The 17416-nt window shown below is 71.4% G+C and carries 16 protein-coding genes; 2 read left to right on the top strand and 14 right to left on the bottom strand.

Translation table 11 applies throughout. The features are described from left to right. Positions 1–41: 41 nt before the first annotated feature. On the top strand, positions 42–956 hold the full coding sequence (locus ACN20J_RS41825; RefSeq protein ID WP_419667986.1) for a transketolase family protein: 915 nt from the start codon (positions 42–44) through the stop codon (positions 954–956). Here the strand turns inward: ACN20J_RS41825 and ACN20J_RS41820 are convergent. The 8 genes from ACN20J_RS41820 to ACN20J_RS41785 all read right to left on the bottom strand — a co-directional run bounded on the left by ACN20J_RS41820 (position 946) and on the right by ACN20J_RS41785 (position 8904). Then, positions 946–2259: an MFS transporter gene (locus ACN20J_RS41820; RefSeq protein ID WP_419667985.1), complete on the bottom strand. Its 1314-nt coding sequence runs from the start codon at positions 2257–2259 to the stop codon at positions 946–948. The genes ACN20J_RS41825 and ACN20J_RS41820 overlap by 11 nt on opposite strands. Positions 2260–2535: 276 nt before the next feature. Then, a complete protein-coding gene (locus ACN20J_RS41815; protein WP_189839518.1) occupies positions 2536–2895 on the bottom strand; it encodes an MmcQ/YjbR family DNA-binding protein in 360 nt (119 codons plus the stop codon). Positions 2896–2992: 97 nt separating this feature from the next. Continuing rightward, a complete protein-coding gene (locus ACN20J_RS41810; protein ID WP_419667984.1) occupies positions 2993–3553 on the bottom strand; it encodes an N-acetyltransferase family protein in 561 nt (186 codons plus the stop codon). Further along, on the bottom strand, positions 3550–4146 hold the full coding sequence (locus ACN20J_RS41805) for a helix-turn-helix domain-containing protein (RefSeq protein ID WP_189839520.1): 597 nt from the start codon (positions 4144–4146) through the stop codon (positions 3550–3552). Before ACN20J_RS41805 ends, ACN20J_RS41810 begins: the two co-directional genes overlap by 4 nt. Before the next feature lie 46 nt (positions 4147–4192). Further along, positions 4193–5098: a LysR family transcriptional regulator gene (locus ACN20J_RS41800; protein WP_419667983.1), complete on the bottom strand. Its 906-nt coding sequence runs from the start codon at positions 5096–5098 to the stop codon at positions 4193–4195. 106 nt (positions 5099–5204) lie between these two features. Further along, positions 5205–6410, bottom strand: a complete 1206-nt coding sequence (locus tag ACN20J_RS41795) for a glycine C-acetyltransferase (protein WP_419669049.1) — start codon at positions 6408–6410, stop codon at positions 5205–5207. Positions 6411–6419: 9 nt separating this feature from the next. Continuing rightward, positions 6420–7448 (bottom strand): L-threonine 3-dehydrogenase, encoded by a 1029-nt coding sequence (gene tdh / locus ACN20J_RS41790; RefSeq protein WP_269652509.1) that lies wholly within the window; start codon positions 7446–7448, stop codon positions 6420–6422. A gap of 271 nt (positions 7449–7719) precedes the next feature. Continuing rightward, positions 7720–8904, bottom strand: a complete 1185-nt coding sequence (locus tag ACN20J_RS41785) for a Gfo/Idh/MocA family protein (protein WP_419667982.1) — start codon at positions 8902–8904, stop codon at positions 7720–7722. Between the two features lie 302 nt (positions 8905–9206). Here ACN20J_RS41785 and ACN20J_RS41780 point away from each other — a divergent pair, with 302 nt between their 5' ends. After that, the gene (locus tag ACN20J_RS41780) at positions 9207–11090 is read left to right on the top strand and encodes a DUF2264 domain-containing protein (RefSeq protein ID WP_419667981.1); all 1884 of its coding nucleotides are present in this window, start codon (positions 9207–9209) and stop codon (positions 11088–11090) included. 72 nt (positions 11091–11162) lie between these two features. On the opposite strand, the gene ACN20J_RS41775 is transcribed toward ACN20J_RS41780, so the two are convergent. The 6 genes from ACN20J_RS41775 to ACN20J_RS41750 form a co-directional block, all read right to left on the bottom strand. Further along, positions 11163–11756, bottom strand: coding sequence for a GAF domain-containing protein (locus ACN20J_RS41775; RefSeq protein WP_419667980.1), 594 nt, complete (start codon positions 11754–11756; stop codon positions 11163–11165). Further along, positions 11753–12352 carry a GTP-binding protein gene (locus tag ACN20J_RS41770; RefSeq protein WP_143634358.1) on the bottom strand — a complete coding sequence of 200 codons (600 nt, stop codon included), beginning with the start codon at positions 12350–12352 and terminating at the stop codon, positions 11753–11755. Before ACN20J_RS41770 ends, ACN20J_RS41775 begins: the two co-directional genes overlap by 4 nt. Beyond that, positions 12330–12701 (bottom strand): DUF742 domain-containing protein, encoded by a 372-nt coding sequence (locus ACN20J_RS41765; protein WP_143635063.1) that lies wholly within the window; start codon positions 12699–12701, stop codon positions 12330–12332. The genes ACN20J_RS41770 and ACN20J_RS41765 overlap by 23 nt, the downstream gene beginning before the upstream one ends. A gap of 2 nt (positions 12702–12703) precedes the next feature. Then, complete coding sequence (locus ACN20J_RS41760; RefSeq protein ID WP_055509592.1) at positions 12704–13138, bottom strand: roadblock/LC7 domain-containing protein; 435 nt, start codon at positions 13136–13138, stop codon at positions 12704–12706. A gap of 71 nt (positions 13139–13209) precedes the next feature. Next, positions 13210–15735, bottom strand: a complete 2526-nt coding sequence (locus ACN20J_RS41755; RefSeq protein ID WP_419667979.1) for an ATP-binding protein — start codon at positions 15733–15735, stop codon at positions 13210–13212. A gap of 383 nt (positions 15736–16118) precedes the next feature. After that, on the bottom strand, positions 16119–17321 hold the full coding sequence (locus ACN20J_RS41750) for an MBL fold metallo-hydrolase (protein WP_419667978.1): 1203 nt from the start codon (positions 17319–17321) through the stop codon (positions 16119–16121). Positions 17322–17416: the final 95 nt, after the last annotated feature.

The following is a 17416-nucleotide window of genomic DNA, read 5'->3' as shown; positions in this document are numbered from 1 at the left end:
ACACCCGCACACCCGCACACCCGCAACGGAGGACTTTCCCCATGGACACCATGCGTGACCGCTTCGCCCCGGTCGTCTCACGGCTGCTCGACGAGGATCCGCGCGTCGCGGTCGTTCTCGCCGAGATCGGTCTGGCCGGGTTCGAGGAGGCGCGGCACCGGCATCCGGACCGCGTGATCAACGTCGGCATCCGGGAGCAGCTGCTGGTCGGGGCGGGCGCGGGCCTGGCGCTGACCGGGCTGCGGCCCGTGGTGCACACCTTCGCCAGCTTCCTCGTCGAGCGGCCCTTCGAGCAGGTCAAGCTGGACCTCGGGCACCAGGACGTGGGCGCGGTGCTGGTCAGCGCCTCCGCGTCCTTCGACTGGCCCTCGGGCGGCTACACCCACATGGCACCCGGCGACATCGCCCTGCTGGACACGCTCGACGGCTGGACGGTGCACGTCCCGGGCCACCCGGACGAGGCCGAGACCCTACTGCGGCACGCCGTCGCGGCGGGCGACGACAAGGTGTACGTACGGCTGTCCGTGCAGTCGAACACCGAGGCCCTCGCCGTCGACGGAGCCCGCTTCCGCACCGTCCGCGAGGGTCGGGCCGGTGTGGTCGTCGCGGTCGGGCCGATGCTCGACCCGGTCCTCGCCGCCACCGAGGGCCTCGACGTCACCGTGCTGTACGGCACGACCGTGCGCCCCTTCGACTCGGCCGCGCTGCGCCGGGCCACGGAGGCCGCCGGGACCGACGTCGTCCTCGTCGAGCCGTACCTGGCCGGCACGTCGACGGCCGTCGCGAACGACGCCCTCGCGGATCTGCCGCACCGCGTTCTCGGCCTCGGCGTCGGCCGCCGCGAGCTGCGCCGCTACGGGCAGATCGAGGAACACGTGGCCGCGCACGGGCTGGACGCCGGGTCGTTGCGGGAGCGGATCGGTGGGTTCCTGGGGGCGACGCGGGTCAGCGCGTAGGCCTGTCCCCTTGGCTGTTTCCTCCGCCGCCGGTATGGGCGGGGCGGGCTGTCCCGGTGGGCCCGTGCGGCAGCGACCGCGGCGTCGGCGCCTCGGCCCGCACCAGCCCTCGTATCGCGGGCACCGAGAGCAGCGCCGTCGCCACGACGAGGGTCATGGCGCCGGCCACGAGGAGGACGTTGTCCGCGCCCAGGGCCGCCGCGGCCGGGCCCGCGAGGGCCTGGCCGACCGGCATCATGGCCAGGGAGCCGGCTATGTCGTACGCGTGGATGCGGTTCAGGGCATCGGGCGGGACCTGGGTCTGCACGCTGGTCGCCCACATGACGCCCCAGAACGACAGGCCCGCGCCCGCTATCGCCGCACCGGCCGCCATCGTCGCCACTCCGAAGCCCGCTCCGACGGCGGCCGGGAAGCAGGCGAAGGAGAAGAGGGCGAGCGAACCCGCGCGCAGCATGTGCCGAGGGCGCAGGCGCAGTGCGATCAGGCCGCCTATGACCGTGCCCGCGCCGAGGGCGGAGTTGACCAGGCCGTAGGCACGCGGCCCGTGCTCCTGGACGACCTCCGTCGCGACCAGCGGAACCGTCGGACCCCAGACGGAGATCATCAGGACGCACCAGATGACGATCACGGACCACAGCCACGTACGTGATCTGAACTCCCGCCAGCCCTGGACGAGATCGGCCCCGAAGCCGTTGGTACGGGCCCTGTGGTCGGGGTCGGCCGGCGGCAGCCGGAGCAGCAGGAGACACAGGGCGCTGAGGGCGTACGTCGTGGCGTGGGCCGCGAAGACTCCGCCGGGTGAGGCGAAGGCCACCAGCAGGCCGGCGAGCGCGGGGCCCGCCAGCTGGGCTGTGGACTCCGCGACCCGTATGGCGCCGTTGGCCGCCTGGACGTCGGTGGCGAGCCGAGGCACCGTGCTCGCGACACCCGGCTCGAAGATCGCCGCCGCCGCGCCGTTGACCGCGCCGATCACGCAGATCTGCCAGAGCACCACGTGGCCGGTGAAGAACAAGGTGGCGGCGACCGACTGGCTGCCCAGCCGCACCACATCGGCGCCGATCATCAGCAGACGGGTGCTGAACCGGTCCGCGAAGACCCCGCCGAAGATCACCAGCCCCGCGAAGCAGGCGGCCGAAGCGGCCATGGCCAGGCCGACGGCCCCCACCCCGTAGCCGTGCTGCAGCAGGCCTGCCGCCAGCGCCACCGGCAACATCGTGTCGCCCAGCTTGGCGACGGCCCGAGCGGTGAAGAACAGTCCGAAATCCCGCGACCAGACCTTCCGGGGCCCGGTGCCGTCAGTCACGTCACGACGCCCGGGCTCACCGCCCACGCCACGGTGACCGCCGCCCACGTCCTTCCCCGACGACGGCACCCCGCCCGAGGACAACCCGCCCCCAGCCATCCCCCTCACACGCCTCCCCCACCGACCGACCCCTCGACGGGACCCCCGCGCCCCTCCGCGCCGAGCTCCCCACCCGCCTTCGGATCATGCCACGCGGCACTGACAACGCCCCTCAGCCGCCAGGCCTCATCCGTCAGACCTCATACGCGTCAGATCTCATGCGTCTGCCATCAGCCATCAACCGTCGGCCGGAAGGCCCAATTCCGGGTAGGACTCCAGCAGTCGGGTCGGAGCCGCCTGCCGCCAGGAGTCCGCGAGGATGTCACGCAACTCGTCCGAGTCCTCAAGGGACGCGAGCCGCACGCGCACCCAGGCGAAGCCCGCCTCGTGGTCGGCGATCCAGAACTTCCCGGGCTCGGCGAGCACCAACTCGTCGCGCTCCTCCTTGGGGCAGCGCACGGCGATGGAGGTCTCCTCCTCGGGCAGCGTGGCGAACATCTTCCCCGCGACCCGGAAGGTGGGCATGTTCCAGGCGATCTTCTCCGTCGTGTCCGGCAGAGAGAGGCAGATTCGGCGTACGTCTTCGGCATCCTGCATGGAAAGCACCGTAGCCAATACCACTGACAATCACCTGCTGAGAGCAGGTACAGGCACCACTGACAGCCGGTTCGGCCACCCGCCGCGAAGAGCGCGGTCAACGACTCGGAACAGGCTCCGAACCCTCGGCCGCCGTCACATACTTGTAGAAGATCGTCGTCGGACGAAGCACCCCCGCGGGCGTCCGCGCGTAGTCGGGTATGACGCCCGCCCGGATCCAACCCGCGGACCGGTAAAGGGACTCGGCCGGGCTGTCCGTCTCGGTGTCGAGGTTGAGCAGGGTCACGCCCGCCTCGGCGGCGGCGCGTTCGGCCGTCGCGAGCAGCGAACGGCCGAGCCCCTTCCCCCGCCCCTCCCGGTGCACCATCAGCTTCACCACCTCGGCGCGGTGGCTGCTGTTGGGCTTGTCCGGAAAGGCCAGGCTGACAGTGCCGACGATCCGGTCCCGCGCGTACGCGGCCCACACGGCGAGACCGCCCTCCACGAGCACGTCCGCCCGCCCCCGCCACCAGTCGACGGCGGCGGCGCGGTCGAGCGGGGCGAGGAAGCCGACCGACGCTCCCTCATTGACGGTGTGGGTCAACAGATCGGCCAACTCATCAACCGACCGCAGGAGTTGGTCGGCGGTGAGCCGGACGACGGTGGTGGTGGCAGTCACGGCAGCACCACCGCCAGCACATAGCGCGCGTCCCCGGGGCCGGTGGACCGGAACCGCGTCGGCCCCCACACCCGCAACCGCAGGCAGTCGCCCGCGTCGAGCCGGTGTCCGGTGTCCTGGGCCGTGACCTCGAGCCGCCCGTCGAGCACCCAGATGTGCTGTTCGAGGCCGGGTACGGGCGGCCGGTCATACGCGATGTCCGCGCCGGCCGCGAGCCGGCCCTCGACGAGTTCGCCGCGCAGCCCGGCATGCGGCGGGGACACGGAGCGGCGTACGAATCCGGACGCCTTGTCCTCCCATACGGCCTGGTCGGCGGCCCGTACCAGCAGGGCGGGCTCCTCCTCGACCTCGCTGAGCAGCTGCGACATGGTGCGGCCGTAGACCCCGCACAGTCGGTTCAGGAGTGAGGCCGTGGGGCTGATCTCCGCTCGCTCGGCCCGGGAGAGGGTCGACCGGCTCACCCCGCTGCGCTCCGCCAACTCGCCCAGGGACCAGCCTCGTTCGGCCCGCAGCTCGGCCAGCCGCACGCCGAGTCGGGAGTCGACGGGGTCCGGGCCGCCGCCCTCCGCGCCGCCATCACCATCACGTCTCATATTCGGGATGCTATCCCACATGTGAAACGCTACGGCGACGCGGTACTCATCCCACCGGTGCGGCCTCGCCCAACGCCTCCAGCACCGGCCGGATCAGTGGATGCTCCTCGGCTCCCCGGCGCACGGCGGCGAAGACCCGGCGCGTGGGTGCGACCCCGTCGACGGGGCGTACGACCACACCCGAGAGATCCATGCCGCTCAGGGCCGAGCGCGGCACCAGGGCGACCCCCGCGTCCGCCGACGCGAGCGCGACGACCGCCCGGAAGTCGTCCGAGGAGTGCTCCAGACGGGGCTGGAATCCCGCGTGCTCACAGGCCAGGACCACCACGTCGTGGCAGGGGTTTCCGGGGTACGGGCCGATCCACGGGTCCTTCGCCAACTCGGCGAGCGGGACCTCCGTACGGTCGGCGAGGCGGTGGGTCACCGGGACGACCGCGTCGAACGGCTCGGCGTACAACGAGATGTGGGCGAGGCGGGGGTCGTCGGCGTCCGGGGCGCCCCGGTACTCGACGGCGACCGCCACGTCGACCTGCCGGTCGAGCACCATCGGCAGGCTGGCGTCCCCCTCGGCGTCCTGGACGCGGATGCGGATGCCGGGCGCGGTCCGCGCGAGCCGGGCCACGGCGGGCGCGACGACCAGGCCGATACCGGTCGCGAAGGAGGCGACCGTGACGGTGCCCGCCGAACCCGAGCCGTACGCGGCGAGCTCGGCCTCGGCCTTCTCCAGCTGGGCGAGGACCGCGTTGGTGTGGCTGAGCAGGATCTCGCCGGCCGGAGTCAGGCGTACGCCCCTGGCGTTGCGCTCCACCAGGCGGTGGCCCGTCTCCTGCTCAAGGGCCGTCAGCTGTTGCGAGACGGCGGAGGGTGTGAGGTAGAGCGCGGCGGCAGCGGCCGTCACCGTGCGATGGTCCGCCACCGCACGGAGGATGTGGAGCCGCCGCGCTTCGATCATGTGACCGATTCTCTCAGAGGTTCGCGCTCACCCTGCTGCTCCGGCCCTCAGCCCGTCCGCGGCGCCGGGCACCCGACCCCGTTCCCCCGCGCCCAGGCTTCCGCGCTCATGCCTTCGTCTCCGCCTCCAGCTCCGCGCGCGCCGCCACGAAGGCGTCCACGGCCCGGTTCACGTCCTCCGTCGAGTGCGCGGCGGACAGCTGTACGCGGATCCGGGCGCGGCCCTGCGGGACCACCGGGTACGAGAAGCCGATCACGTACACCCCGCGGTCCAGGAGCAGCTCCGCCATGCGTCCGGCGACGGCCGCGTCGCCGATCATGACCGGGGCGATGGCGTGGTCGCCGGGGAGGATGTCGAAGCCCTCCTCGGTCATCCGGGAGCGGAACAGCGCGGTGTTCGCGGCGAGGTGCTCGCGCAGGTCGCCCGCCGACTCCAGCAGGTCGAGGACCTTGAGCGAGGCGGCGGCGATCACCGGGGCCAGGGTGTTCGAGAAGAGGTACGGGCGCGAGCGCTGGCGCAGCAGGGCGACGATCTCGGCGCGGGCGGCGACGTAACCGCCGGACGCACCGCCGAGTGCCTTGCCGAGGGTGCCGGTGATGATGTCGACGCGGTCCATGACGCCGTGCAGCTCGGGGGTGCCGCGGCCGCCGGGGCCGACGAAGCCGACGGCGTGCGAGTCGTCGACCATGACCATGGCGTCGTAGCGGTCGGCGAGGTCGCAGATCTCGCGCAGCGGGGCCACGTACCCGTCCATGGAGAAGACGCCGTCGGTGACGATCAGCCTGCGGCGGGCACCCGCTGCCTCCTTCAACTGCTGTTCCAGGTCCGCGAGATCACGGTTGGCGTAGCGGAGGCGGCGAGCCTTGGAGAGGCGGATGCCGTCGATGATCGACGCGTGGTTGAGGGCGTCGGAGATCACCGCGTCCTCCTCGCCGAGGAGGGTTTCGAAGACTCCTCCGTTGGCGTCGAAGCAGGAGGAGTAGAGGATCGTGTCCTCCTGGCCGAGGAAGGTCGAGAGGCGCTGTTCGAGTTCCTTGTGCACCTCCTGCGTACCGCAGATGAAGCGCACGGACGCCATGCCGTAGCCCCAGCGGTCGAGGGCCTCGTGGGCGGCGGCGATCACCTCGGGGTGGTCGGCGAGGCCGAGGTAGTTGTTCGCGCAGAAGTTGAGGACCTCACCGGGGCGACCGCCCGAGGTGACGTTCACGGTCGCGGACTGCGGGCTGCCGATGACGCGCTCGGGCTTGTGCAGTCCGGCGGCGCGGATCTCGTCGAGGGTGGTCCGGAGGTCGTCGCGTACGGAGTCGAACATCATCAGTCCTTAGTGGGTCCAGTCGAGGATGACCTTGCCGCCACGGCCGCTCGCCGCGTCGGCGAACGCCGCCTCGTGGTCGCGGTAGCCGTAGCGGCCGGTGATCACGGGGGCGAGGTCGAGGCCGCCTTCGAGGAGGACCGACATCGCGTACCAGGTCTCGAACATCTCGCGGCCGTAGATGCCCTTGATCGTGATCATGGAGGTGACGATGCGGGACCAGTCGACGGCGAACTCCTCGGACGGCAGTCCGAGCATGGCGATCTTTCCGCCGTGCGTCATGTTGGCGAGCATGTCGCGCATCGCGACGGGGTTGCCGGACATCTCGAGGCCGACGTCGAAGCCCTCGCGCAGGCCGAGCGTGCGCTGCCCGTCGGCGATGGTCGACTCGGCGACGTTCAGGGCGAGGCTGACGCCGATCTTGCGGGCGAGCTCCAGACGCTCCTCGCTGACGTCGGTGACCACGACGTGCCGGGCGCCGGCGTGCTTGGCGACGGCGGCGGCCATCAGGCCGATGGGGCCCGCGCCGGTGATCAGTACGTCCTCTCCGACCAGCGGGAACGACAGCGCGGTGTGCACGGCGTTGCCGAACGGGTCGAAGATCGCGGCGACGTCGAGGTCGACGGGGACGCGGTGCACCCACACGTTGGACGCGGGCAGCGCGACGTACTCGGCGAACGCGCCGTCGCGGCCGACGCCGAGCCCCACCGTGGCGCGGCACAGATGGCGCCGCCCGGCCTGGCAGTTGCGGCACTTGCCGCAGACGAGGTGGCCCTCGCCGCTGACCCGGTCGCCCACGGTGATGTCGCCGACGTCGCGGCCAGTCTCGACGACCTCGCCCACGAACTCGTGGCCGATCACGAGCGGGGTCCTGATCGACTGCTGTGCCCAGCCGTCCCAGCTGCGGATGTGCAGGTCGGTGCCGCAGATCCCGGTCCTGAGGACCTTGATCAGCACGTCACCGGGTCCGACGACCGGCTCCGGTACGTCCATGAGCCGGAGTCCCGGCTCAGCCTTCTCCTTGACCAGCGCCTTCAACACGGCTCCCGTGTACGAGGGTTCCGGGCCTGGGCATGCCGAGGCAGGCTTGGGCCCGGAGTGAGGGGTGGCGTCACGGCAGCGGGCATGGCGGGTGGGCCATGCGGGAGCGCCTCTCAGCGGCTGCGGCGCTCCACTGCCGACGTGGAGAAATCTGCCGTACGCGGGCGCTGCGGTCCATCGAGGTTTTCTTAAGCTCCGCCGCAGCTTTCCTTCACGCCTCGCTCCCCTCCCGCAGATCTGCTCCCTTCTCACGCCTCCCTCGGGTCCGTCAGCGTGTCTGTCCCCTCTCGAAGTACGCGACCAGTTCCGCGTCCAGCGGCGGCACCTCGTACGGAACGCCGCCCCCGCGCAGCGACTCGGTGGCCCGGTATCCCGCCGCCACCGCCATCCGCGCGGCCACCGGGGACGTGTCGGTGCGCCCTCCCTCGCGTACGAACCGCAGGAACTCGTCGATCAGCAGCGGGTCCGCGCCCCCGTGCTCGGCGTCCTGCTCCACGTCGGGTATCGGGTACTCGGCGTCCGCCTCGGCCCGGTATCCGGAGCGGCGGGAGTTCCACACCTTCACCACTCCCCCGGGCCCGTCCCCGAAGTTCTCCAGGCGGCCCGCGTCGCCGATGACCGTGTAGTTGCGCCAGTAGTCGGGGGTGAAGTGGCACTGCTGGTAGGCGGCCAACACCCCGTTGTCCAGGCGCATGTTGACGATCGACACGTCCTCGACGTCGATGACGGGGTTGAGGGCCCGCTGGGTGTGCGGGGGCCAGTGGCCGTCCTCCGTGTACCAGTCGTCTGCTTTCGGCTCGCCCGGCGAACGGCGGTGCGGATTGCCGCCGTACACCATCAGGTCGCCCAACGCCTGTACCTGCCGGGTGTATCCGCCCGCGAGCCAGTGCAGTACGTCGAGGTCGTGGGCGCCCTTCTGGAGCAACAGGCCGGTGGTGCACCGGCGTTCGGCGTGCCAGTCCTTGAAGTACCAGTCGCCTCCGTAGCCGACGAAGTGGCGTACCCACACCGTTCTGACCGTGCCGATGTCGCCGCGCAGGACGAGGTCGCGCATTTGCCGGATCACCGGCATGTGGCGCATGTTGTGGCCCACGTACAGCCGGGTGCCGGTCTCGAAGGCCGTGCGGAGGATGAGGTCGCAGCGCTCGATGGTGATGTCCAGGGGCTTCTCGACGAGGACGGGCTTGCCCGCGCGCAGTGCCGTGCAGGCGATGTCGGCATGTGTGTGGTCCGGGGTGAGGACGAGCACGGCGTCGACGTCGGGGTCGTCGATGACCTTGCGGTGGTCCTCGACGGTCCTGACGCCGGGGATGCGGTCGGCGGCGCGGTCCCGCAGTGCCGGATCGTGTTCGGCGACGACGGTCACGCGCGAGCCCCGGCCGGGCCGGTGGGCGATGCGCGCGAGTGAACCGCGCAGGCCGAAGCCGAGGGCGCCGAGACGCAGGTCGGTCATGGGATGCCTTCCCGTTCGGTGACGAGGAGTCGTGTCCGGCGGCAGGGAGTCCGGCCGCGTTCCTCCGAGGAAGCCGAGCCCACCTGCGCCGGAGTCAACTTCCCATCGGGCGCCGCGTTCCGGGAGAGCGCACGGGGGCCGCACATACGAACAGGGCCGACCACATGCGAACAGGTCTCACGCTGTGCGCACACGACACATGGCATACGCACACAGCACAATTGATCTGTCGGCCCCCACCAGCCGTATCCCTCTCCGGAACCTGGAATCGCGCCTGGGAACAGAGGAGTCGGAACCCCGCCATGCCCGCACCGCACGTGTCCCTGCCGCCCATCGACCACGTCCTGTCGCCGCACACCGGCTGGACGCGGGCGCACTGGGAGACGCTCGCCGACCGGCAGCTCGAAGCCCTGGTCCCGTACGCGACGCCGGGCCTCGCGCAGTACCGGCTGCCCGGGCGGACCTCGTGGTCGGGTGTCGTGTCGGACGGCCTCGAAGGGTTCGCGCGGTCATTCCTGCTGGCCTCCTTCCGGATCGCCGGGGCGCGGGGCGACGTCGATCCCCGTCTCACAGAACGCTACGCGCGAGGTCTGACAACGGGCACCGACCGCGACAGCGGCGAGGCCTGGCCCGAACTCACGGACTGCTCCCAGCAGATGGCGGAGGCCGCCTCGGTCGCCGTGGCGCTGCACGAGAGCCGCCCCTGGATCTGGGACCGGCTGCACACCGAGGCGCAGGAGCGGGTCGTGGACTGGCTGTGGGGTTTTGTGGGCCGCCGCACCTGGGACAACCACTGGCGGCTCTATCAGGTGGTGGCCGAGCAGTTCCTGGCCTCGGTCGGCGCGCCCCACCGCCAGGACGACATCGACGCCGGGCTCGACCGCCTGGACGACTGGTACGTCGGCGACGGCTGGTACAGCGACGGCGACGGCGGGACCTTCGACTACCACAACGGCTGGATCATGCACCTGTACCCGCTGCTGTGGTGCCGGATGACCGGCGGCGACGGCGGTGGTCGCGGCCACGTCTACCGGGAGCGGCTCAGCCGGTTCCTCGCCGACTACCCGCGCTTCTTCGGCGCGGACGGTGCCCCCGTGCACCATGGCCGCTCCCTGACGTACCGTTTCGCCACCGCCGCCCCGGCATGGATGGGCGCCCTCGCCGGCTGTACGCCGCTGGAGCCGGGCCTCACCCGACGGCTGGCGTCCGGCACGGTACGGCACTTCGTGGAGCGTGGGGTGCCCGATGAACGCGGGCTGCTGCCGCTCGGCTGGTACGAAACGTTCCTGCCGATGACCCAGCCGTACTCGGGGCCCGCGTCCCCGTACTGGGCGAGCATGGGTTTCCTCGGGTTGCTGCTGCCTCCGGAGCACCCGGTGTGGACGGCACGCGAACTGCCGCTGCCCGTCGAGGAGTCGGACCAGTACACCGCGCTCCCGGCCCCCGGCTGGCTGTTGCACGGCACGAAACACGACGGCATCGTCCGCCTGGTCAATCACGGCGGCGACCACAGCTCCCCGTCCGGGCTCGCCGAGGACGATCCGCACTACGCGAAGTTCGGCTACTCGACGGCGACCGCGCCCGAGGCGGCCGCCCACGCCTGGGAGCGGACCGTGGACGGGCACATCGCGCTCGTGACCCCGGACGGCACGGCGTCCCGCCGGCGCACCATCGTTCCGCTCAGCTGCTCCGGGCGGACGGCGGCCTCCCGCTACAGCGCCCGACTGCCGGGCAGCGAGGAGGAGTTCCCGATCGAGACGACGAGCGTTCTGCGCGGTCCCTGGGAGATACGCGTGCACCGGGTGCTCGCGCCGACCGGCCTGACCGTCCGGGAGGGCGGCTACGCGGTCGCCGCCGAAACCCGGCCAACCGCCGAGCGGGGCCACGGCTGGGCGCTGGCCCGCACGGACAACGGGCTGACCAGTGTGGTCGTCGCACTGCACGGCTGGGACGAGGACGCGGGCATCGCGCGCGAGGTCGAGGCCAACGCCTTCGGCCCCCACTCGGCGACGCCGTACCTCCGGTGCGCGGCGGGCCGTCCGGGCGGCTCCGGCGTGTACGTCACGCTGCTCGCGCTCACGCGGGACTCCGTACACCCGCAGGCCTTACGGGAGTCGGTGTCCTGCGAGGTCGAGGGGCACGAGGTCCGGATCACGTTCCCCGAAGGGGACACCGTCTCCGTCTGACCGACATGACCGATGTGCCTCGGACTCCGTGTGAGAGGGGCACTGTCCATGTGAGGACGGAGGGCGCGCGGGTCAGAACCCGCCTTCCCGCAGCTCGATCCGCTCGACCAGCTCCGCCGCCATCGACTTGATGGTGTCGAGCCCTGCCCGCCCCCACGGCCGGGGCTCGACATCGCTGACGCACACCGTGCCGAGCGCGATGCCGGTGCGGTCGATGAGCGGGGCGCCGAGGTAGGAGTGGATGCCGAACTCGTCGACGATCTGGTTGCCCGCGAAACGCGGATAGTCACGGACGTCCTCCAGGACCAACGCCTTATGGCGGACGACCACATGTGGGCAGAAGCCATGGTCCCGGGCCATATAGCGGCCGATCCTCGGTTTCGTGGCGTCCGTGCGATCCGTACGGGACTCGGCCGACGGCCCGGCCGGGACGCCCCCGTCGGGGACATGCAGGCCCGCGAAGAACTGTCGCTCCTCGTCGATGAAGTTGACCATCGCGTAGGGCGCCCCGGCGAGTTCGGCGAGCCTATCCGCGAACGCGTCGAGAGCAGGCTCCGTGTGCTGCCCCAGGCCGAGCACCCTCAGCCGTCGTGTTCTGGCGGGGGCCTCCTTGTCCTCTGGGGTGAGCAGCAGCCGACCGGCCGGACGCGGCGGGTCGTACGTCATGTGTGGGCTCCATGGCTGGGGGCGTGCGAGGGGGCGTGGGCGAGGAGGTGGCGGACGAGGGTGAGCAGGGTCTGCACTCCCGAGCTGGAGATCCGGGCGTCGCAGCGCACGACGGGCACCTCCGGGTCGAGGTCGATGGCTGCCCGCACCTCCTCCGGGTCGTAGCGGAAGCCTCCGTCGAACTCGTTGACGGCCACGATGAATCCCAGGCCGCGCTGCTCGAAGAAGTCGACGGCGGCGAAGCAGTCCTCCAGGCGGCGGGTGTCGGCGAGGATGACCGCGCCGAGCGCGCCTTCGGAGAGCTCGTCCCACATGAACCAGAACCGCTCCTGTCCGGGCGTGCCGAACAGGTACAGCACGTGTTCCGGATCGAGGGTGATGCGGCCGAAGTCCATCGCGACGGTCGTCTCGACCTTGTTCTCGATGCCGTCGAGATTGTCGGTCGCGGCACTGACAGTGGTCAGCAGCTCCTCCGTGCTGAGCGGCGCGATCTCGCTCACCGCGCCGACGAAAGTCGTCTTTCCTACTCCGAACCCTCCTGCCACCAGGATCTTCAAGGCGGTGGGAAAGGGGTCAGAGCTGTCGTCGTAGTCCATCGAGCACTGCCTCCAGAAGAGACCGGTCAGTGGGGTTGTGGTGGAACGTCGGGGGCTTCATGGACAGCGCCCCGCAGTCGACGAGATCGGACAGCAGCACCTTGGTCACCGCGGCGGGCAGTCTCAGATGCGCGGCGACCTCGGCGACCGAGACGGGGTCCCGGCACAGTTCGAGTGCCTGGGCGTGCTCGGGGCCGAGGTAGCCGAGAGGGGTGACGCCGGTGGCCATCACCTGCGACAGAAGGTCGAGCGCGGTGCTCGGCCGGGTCCGGCCGTTGCTGACCTGGTAGGGGCGCACAAGGCGTCCGGCCGCATCGTCGAGCCAGGGCCCGTCACCGGCCGAGGTCACGCTCAAGGCCTCATCGCCGACGGTTCGACGCTGTGCTGCCTCGGCGCGGTCATCAGGTACGGGCGGACACTCTTGACCAGCATCGCCATCTCATAGCCGAGCACGGCCGCGTCGGCGTCGCGTCCGGCGAGCACGGCGAGACAGGTGCCGGAGCCCGCGGTGGACACGAACAGCAGGGTGGAGTCCAGTTCGACGACGACCTGGCGGACGTCACCGCCGTCGCCGAAGCGGACGCCCGCGCTGCGCCCCAGGGAGTAGAGCCCGGAAGCCAGGGCCGCCATGTGGTCGGCGCTGTCGGGGTCCAGCCCGTGCACCGACTTCACCAGGCCGTCACAGGAAAGCAGTACGGCGCTCCTGGTGTGCGGTACGCGCTGCACCAGGCCGCTCATCAGCCAGTCGAGGTCGGATGCGTGCCCGGTCGGCACATCGCTCGCCATGGGGGATCGACTCCTTGAAGTACGAAGGTGTGCGGGAGCGGAGGTGTGGGTGGGGGTGGGGGTCGCGTGGTTCATCCGGCTGGTGTGCTCCCGTCGTGCCGGGCGGTGAGGTCGTGACCTGGCGCGGGCGCCGGCTCGTGCGCCGGGTGCGCCGCGTGCGCCTCGGGTGGTTCGTGCGCTGGGTGCGCCGGGTGCGCTTCCCCTATGGGCGTTTCATCCATGTGGGCCGAGTCCCGGAACTGGGCCTCGGCGAGCCCGATGCCGCGCTGGAACGCCGCCATCAGACCGGGGTCGTGACCGACATGGAAGTCGGTGTCCGGCCGGGGCGCGGGTCCGTCGCGCAGCTCGGCCACGAGGTGCTCCTGGGCCCGCCGTCTGGGCAGTTGGGGCTTGCTCATGGTGCCGCGCACCACTCCGCCGCGCGGGGTCGGAGGCTTGACCGTGTTCTCGGCGACGAACCGCCGATCCCCGGGACGGATACCGGGCACGGCCTCCGCCGGATTGGCCCGCGTCTCGGCACCGCGCACCGGAAGCGGCGCCGGAACACCACCGTTCACAACCGACAGCCCGCCCGGCACGCTGTCCCCCCGCGGCTGCGCGGGCACGGCGGTCCTCACGCCGTGCGCGTCGTGGGGCGGATACGACGCGGACTCGTGAAACGACGCCCGCGCTACGTCGACGGAGGCGCCCGGAACCACTCCCGGTACGGGGATCGGCGTCCCGTGGGAGGGAGTCCCATGGGCGGGGCTGCCGTGAGCGGGAGTCTCGTGGACCGGACTGCCGTGGGCGGGAACCCCATGGGCGGGAGTTCCATGAGTCGGCGTCCCGTGAGCGGGCGTCCCATAGGCAGGCGTCCCGTGAGTCGGCGTCCCCTGAACCGGGCTCCCATGTGCGGGCGTGCCATGTGGTGGCGTGCCATGGGCCGGCGTGTCCTGCCCCGGCGTGCCGTGGCGAGGCGTGCTCCTCAGCGGCGGCTCGTGTGCTGACATGCCATGGGAAATCGCGGCCCCATGTGTTGAAGAGCTATGTGCCGAAGAGCTATGTGCTGCAAGCCCACGTACCGGAGCGGCATGACTCGGCGCGGCATGAGTCGGTCCGGCATGAGACTGCGCGGCATGCGCTGGAGCCCCAGGCACCGAAGCACCATGCCCCGAGGCACCCTGTGCCGAACCGGCATGCGCCTGACCACCATGTGCCGGACCCCCACGGCCAACCACCCCCTCAATCCCGGAAGCACCCGGCCCCAACACCCCGGCCCCAACACCGGCACCGCCACCCGCACCGGCACCTCCCGCCGTGACCTCCCGAGGAGACCCACCCCCGGAACCAGCCCCAGCGCCAGTCCCAGAACGGACCCCGACATCGGCCCCGCCCCCGGCCGACGGCTCTCCCTCCGCCCCCAGCAACGCCTGCGGCACAACCAACACGGCCTGTACGCCACCGTAGATATTGGTCTGCAGCCGCACCACGATCCCGTGCCGGCGCGCGAGCTGCGAGACCACGAACAACCCGATGCGGCCGTCCTGCAGCAGACTCGCGACGTTCACCTGATCGGGGTCGGCGAGCAAAGCGTTCATCTTGTGCTGCTCGGCCAGCGGCATCCCTAGCCCGCGGTCCTCGACCTCGACGGCGAGCCCGGAGGTGACGACGTTGGCCCGCAGCAGTACTTGGGTGTGCGGCGCAGAGAACACCGTGGCGTTCTCGACGAGTTCGGCCAGCAGATGGATCACGTCGGCGACGGCGTGCCCGCGCACGGTGCCGTCGATCGGCGGGACGAGTTTGACCCGCGAGTACTGCTCGACCTCGGCGATCGCGGATCGCAGCACCTCGGTCATGGAGACCGGGTTGCTCCACTGCCGGCGCGACACGGCCCCGCCGAGGACGGCGAGGTTCTCGGCGTGCCGCCGGATACGGGTGGCCAGGTGGTCGACGTGGAACAGACCCTTGAGCAGGTCCGGGTCCTCGATCTCGTTCTCCAGCTCGTCGAGGATCGAGATCTCGCGGTGCACCAGGGACTGCAGGCGCCGTGCCAGATTGACGAAGACCTCGACCTTCTGTTCGCTGCCCGCCTGGCTGGAGAGCTGGGCGGCCTGGACGACGGCTTTCACGGCACCGTCCTGGGCGCGTGCCAGGTCGTCCTCGAGCAGGTCGAACTCGTCGGCGTCCGAGGCGGGCCGGCCGACAGGTCGGGGCTCGGGCGGCGCTTCGCCCCGGCGCAGCGTCTCGACGAGGGCACGCAGATCGGACTGGCCGCGGCCGCTGGCGCGGCGCAGGGTGCCCACGCGGTCGCGTACGGACCTGGCGGCGCGGTCGGCGGCCACGGCGGCGATCACGATGCCCGCGAGGGCGACCGCGAAGGCCCCGCCGAGCACGATCCACAGGGTGGGGCCGGGCCGTACGGCGGTCGTACGGACGAGGAAGAGCACGGCGGCGCTGGCGCTGAGGGCGACGGCGATGGGCGGCAGGACCGCGAGGCGGAGGAGCTGGGGCCGTATGTGGGTCTCGGGCAGCGTGGGGGCGGTGCGGGCGACCGGTCGCCCGTGCCGCCCGCCCTCGCGGCGGTCTGCGCGTGCGGCCGGTGCGCGAAGGTGAGACATCGACGTCCTCGTACTGGTGTGTCGGGGCCGTGGGGGCTCCCGCGGGTTCTGCGACCGAGGCATGCGCCGACTGGGACACGCGCCATCGCTGCGCCGGTCGAGAGAGTCGAAGAATTCGGCCCTGTGTCGCTCAGCGGCCACTCACAGTAGTCGCCACCGCATCATGTGCGGTGGGCAGTTGACAAAGTCCGGCGGCCTGCGTCCCGCTCTGGTATGAGGGTTCGTACGACAGGCCGATAAACCCCTCGCACGTCCGTTCCCGTGCGCCAGCGAACCGATCAGACCTGGTCAGAAGCGGTCAGCAAAAATCGGCGAGGGCCGAGGAGCGGGATGCTCCTCGGCCCTCGCCGAATGCCTCTTTGATGCCTTCGCGCGCTTCTACGTCACCCGGCGGGGACGGTTTCCGGGTCTCCGGTGTCCTCCTTGGTGTCACGCGGTGTGTCACGGACCGTCTCCTCCGCGGAGGGCCAGCCGCCCTCCGGGACGACGGCCACGCCGCGCCACCAGGGCTCGGACGGGACGGTCTCCGAGGTCGGCTCGAAGGGCTCACCGGGCCGCGGCAGCGCGATCCGGGCGCCGACCGCACGGGCGGCCGTGACGGTGCCCTCGCCGGGCTCGGCCCAGGGGTGCGCCGCGAGGTTGAACGTCGCCCAGTGGATCGGCATCATCACGCCGCTGGGCCGGCCGCCCTGGAGGTCCAGGTGGGCCCGCATGCCCTCCTCGGGCGTCATGTGGATGTCGGGCCAGAACTCGCTGTACGCGCCGATCTGGATCATCGTGGCGTCGAAGGGGCCGTGCTCGGCGCCGATGTCCGCGAAACCGGCGAAGTAACCCGTGTCCCCGCTGTGGTAGATCCGGTGCTCGTCCCCGGCCACGACCCAGGAGGCCCAGAGGGTGTGCTGGGTGTTGCGCAGACCGCGCCCGCAGAAGTGGCGGGCGGGCGCTGCGGTCAGGGAGATTCCGCCGATCTTCGTCGTCTCGTGCCAGTCGAGCTCGCGCAGCCTGTCCGCCGAGACGCCCCAGCGCTCCAGGTGGGCGCCGACGCCCAGGGGCACCGCGAACACCGTGTCCGTACTGGCCAGGGCCTTGATCGTGGGCAGGTCCAGGTGGTCGTAGTGGTCGTGCGAGATGACGACCACGTCCACCGGGCCGAGCGCCTCCAGCGGGAGGGGCACGGGGTGCAGCCGCTTGGGACCGGCGAAGGCGAACGGGGAGCAGCGCTCACCCCAGACGGGGTCGAAGAGCACCCGGTGCCCGTCGATCTCGGCGAGGACGCTGGAGTGCCCCATCCACGTCAGCCGCAGTCCGTCGGCCGGTGGCCGGGCCAGGTCGGCGAGGGTCGTGGCATGCACCGGCACCGTGCCCGCCGGGGCGCGGCGGACACGCTCCTCCTTGCGGAAGAACGACCGGGCGAACTCGAGCATCGCGCCGTCGGGCCGGGGTGCGCCCTCGGGATTCCGGAAGACGCCGTCCGCGTAGTTCGGCGATCTGCGGATGCGCTCCATGCGCTCACCGCTCGGATCCGCGCCGAAGGCGGCGGGCCGCAGCGCACGGAGCCCGGAGCTGAGAGAACGGGAACCGGTCACGGCACCTCCAGGTGGAGTCGGTCTGACTTTCCATTATGGTCGCCGCCTCTGACAGCGCCGGGTCGGGCGTATGGCGGGGCGGTTTCCGCGCGGGC

It is taken from the genome of Streptomyces sp. 2-1 (genome assembly GCF_048564895.1).
In the GTDB taxonomy this organism is placed as follows: domain Bacteria; phylum Actinomycetota; class Actinomycetes; order Streptomycetales; family Streptomycetaceae; genus Streptomyces; species Streptomyces phaeochromogenes.
The sequence above is the reverse complement of the archived record's forward strand: the minus strand, read 5'-3'. Positions and strand labels throughout refer to the sequence as shown.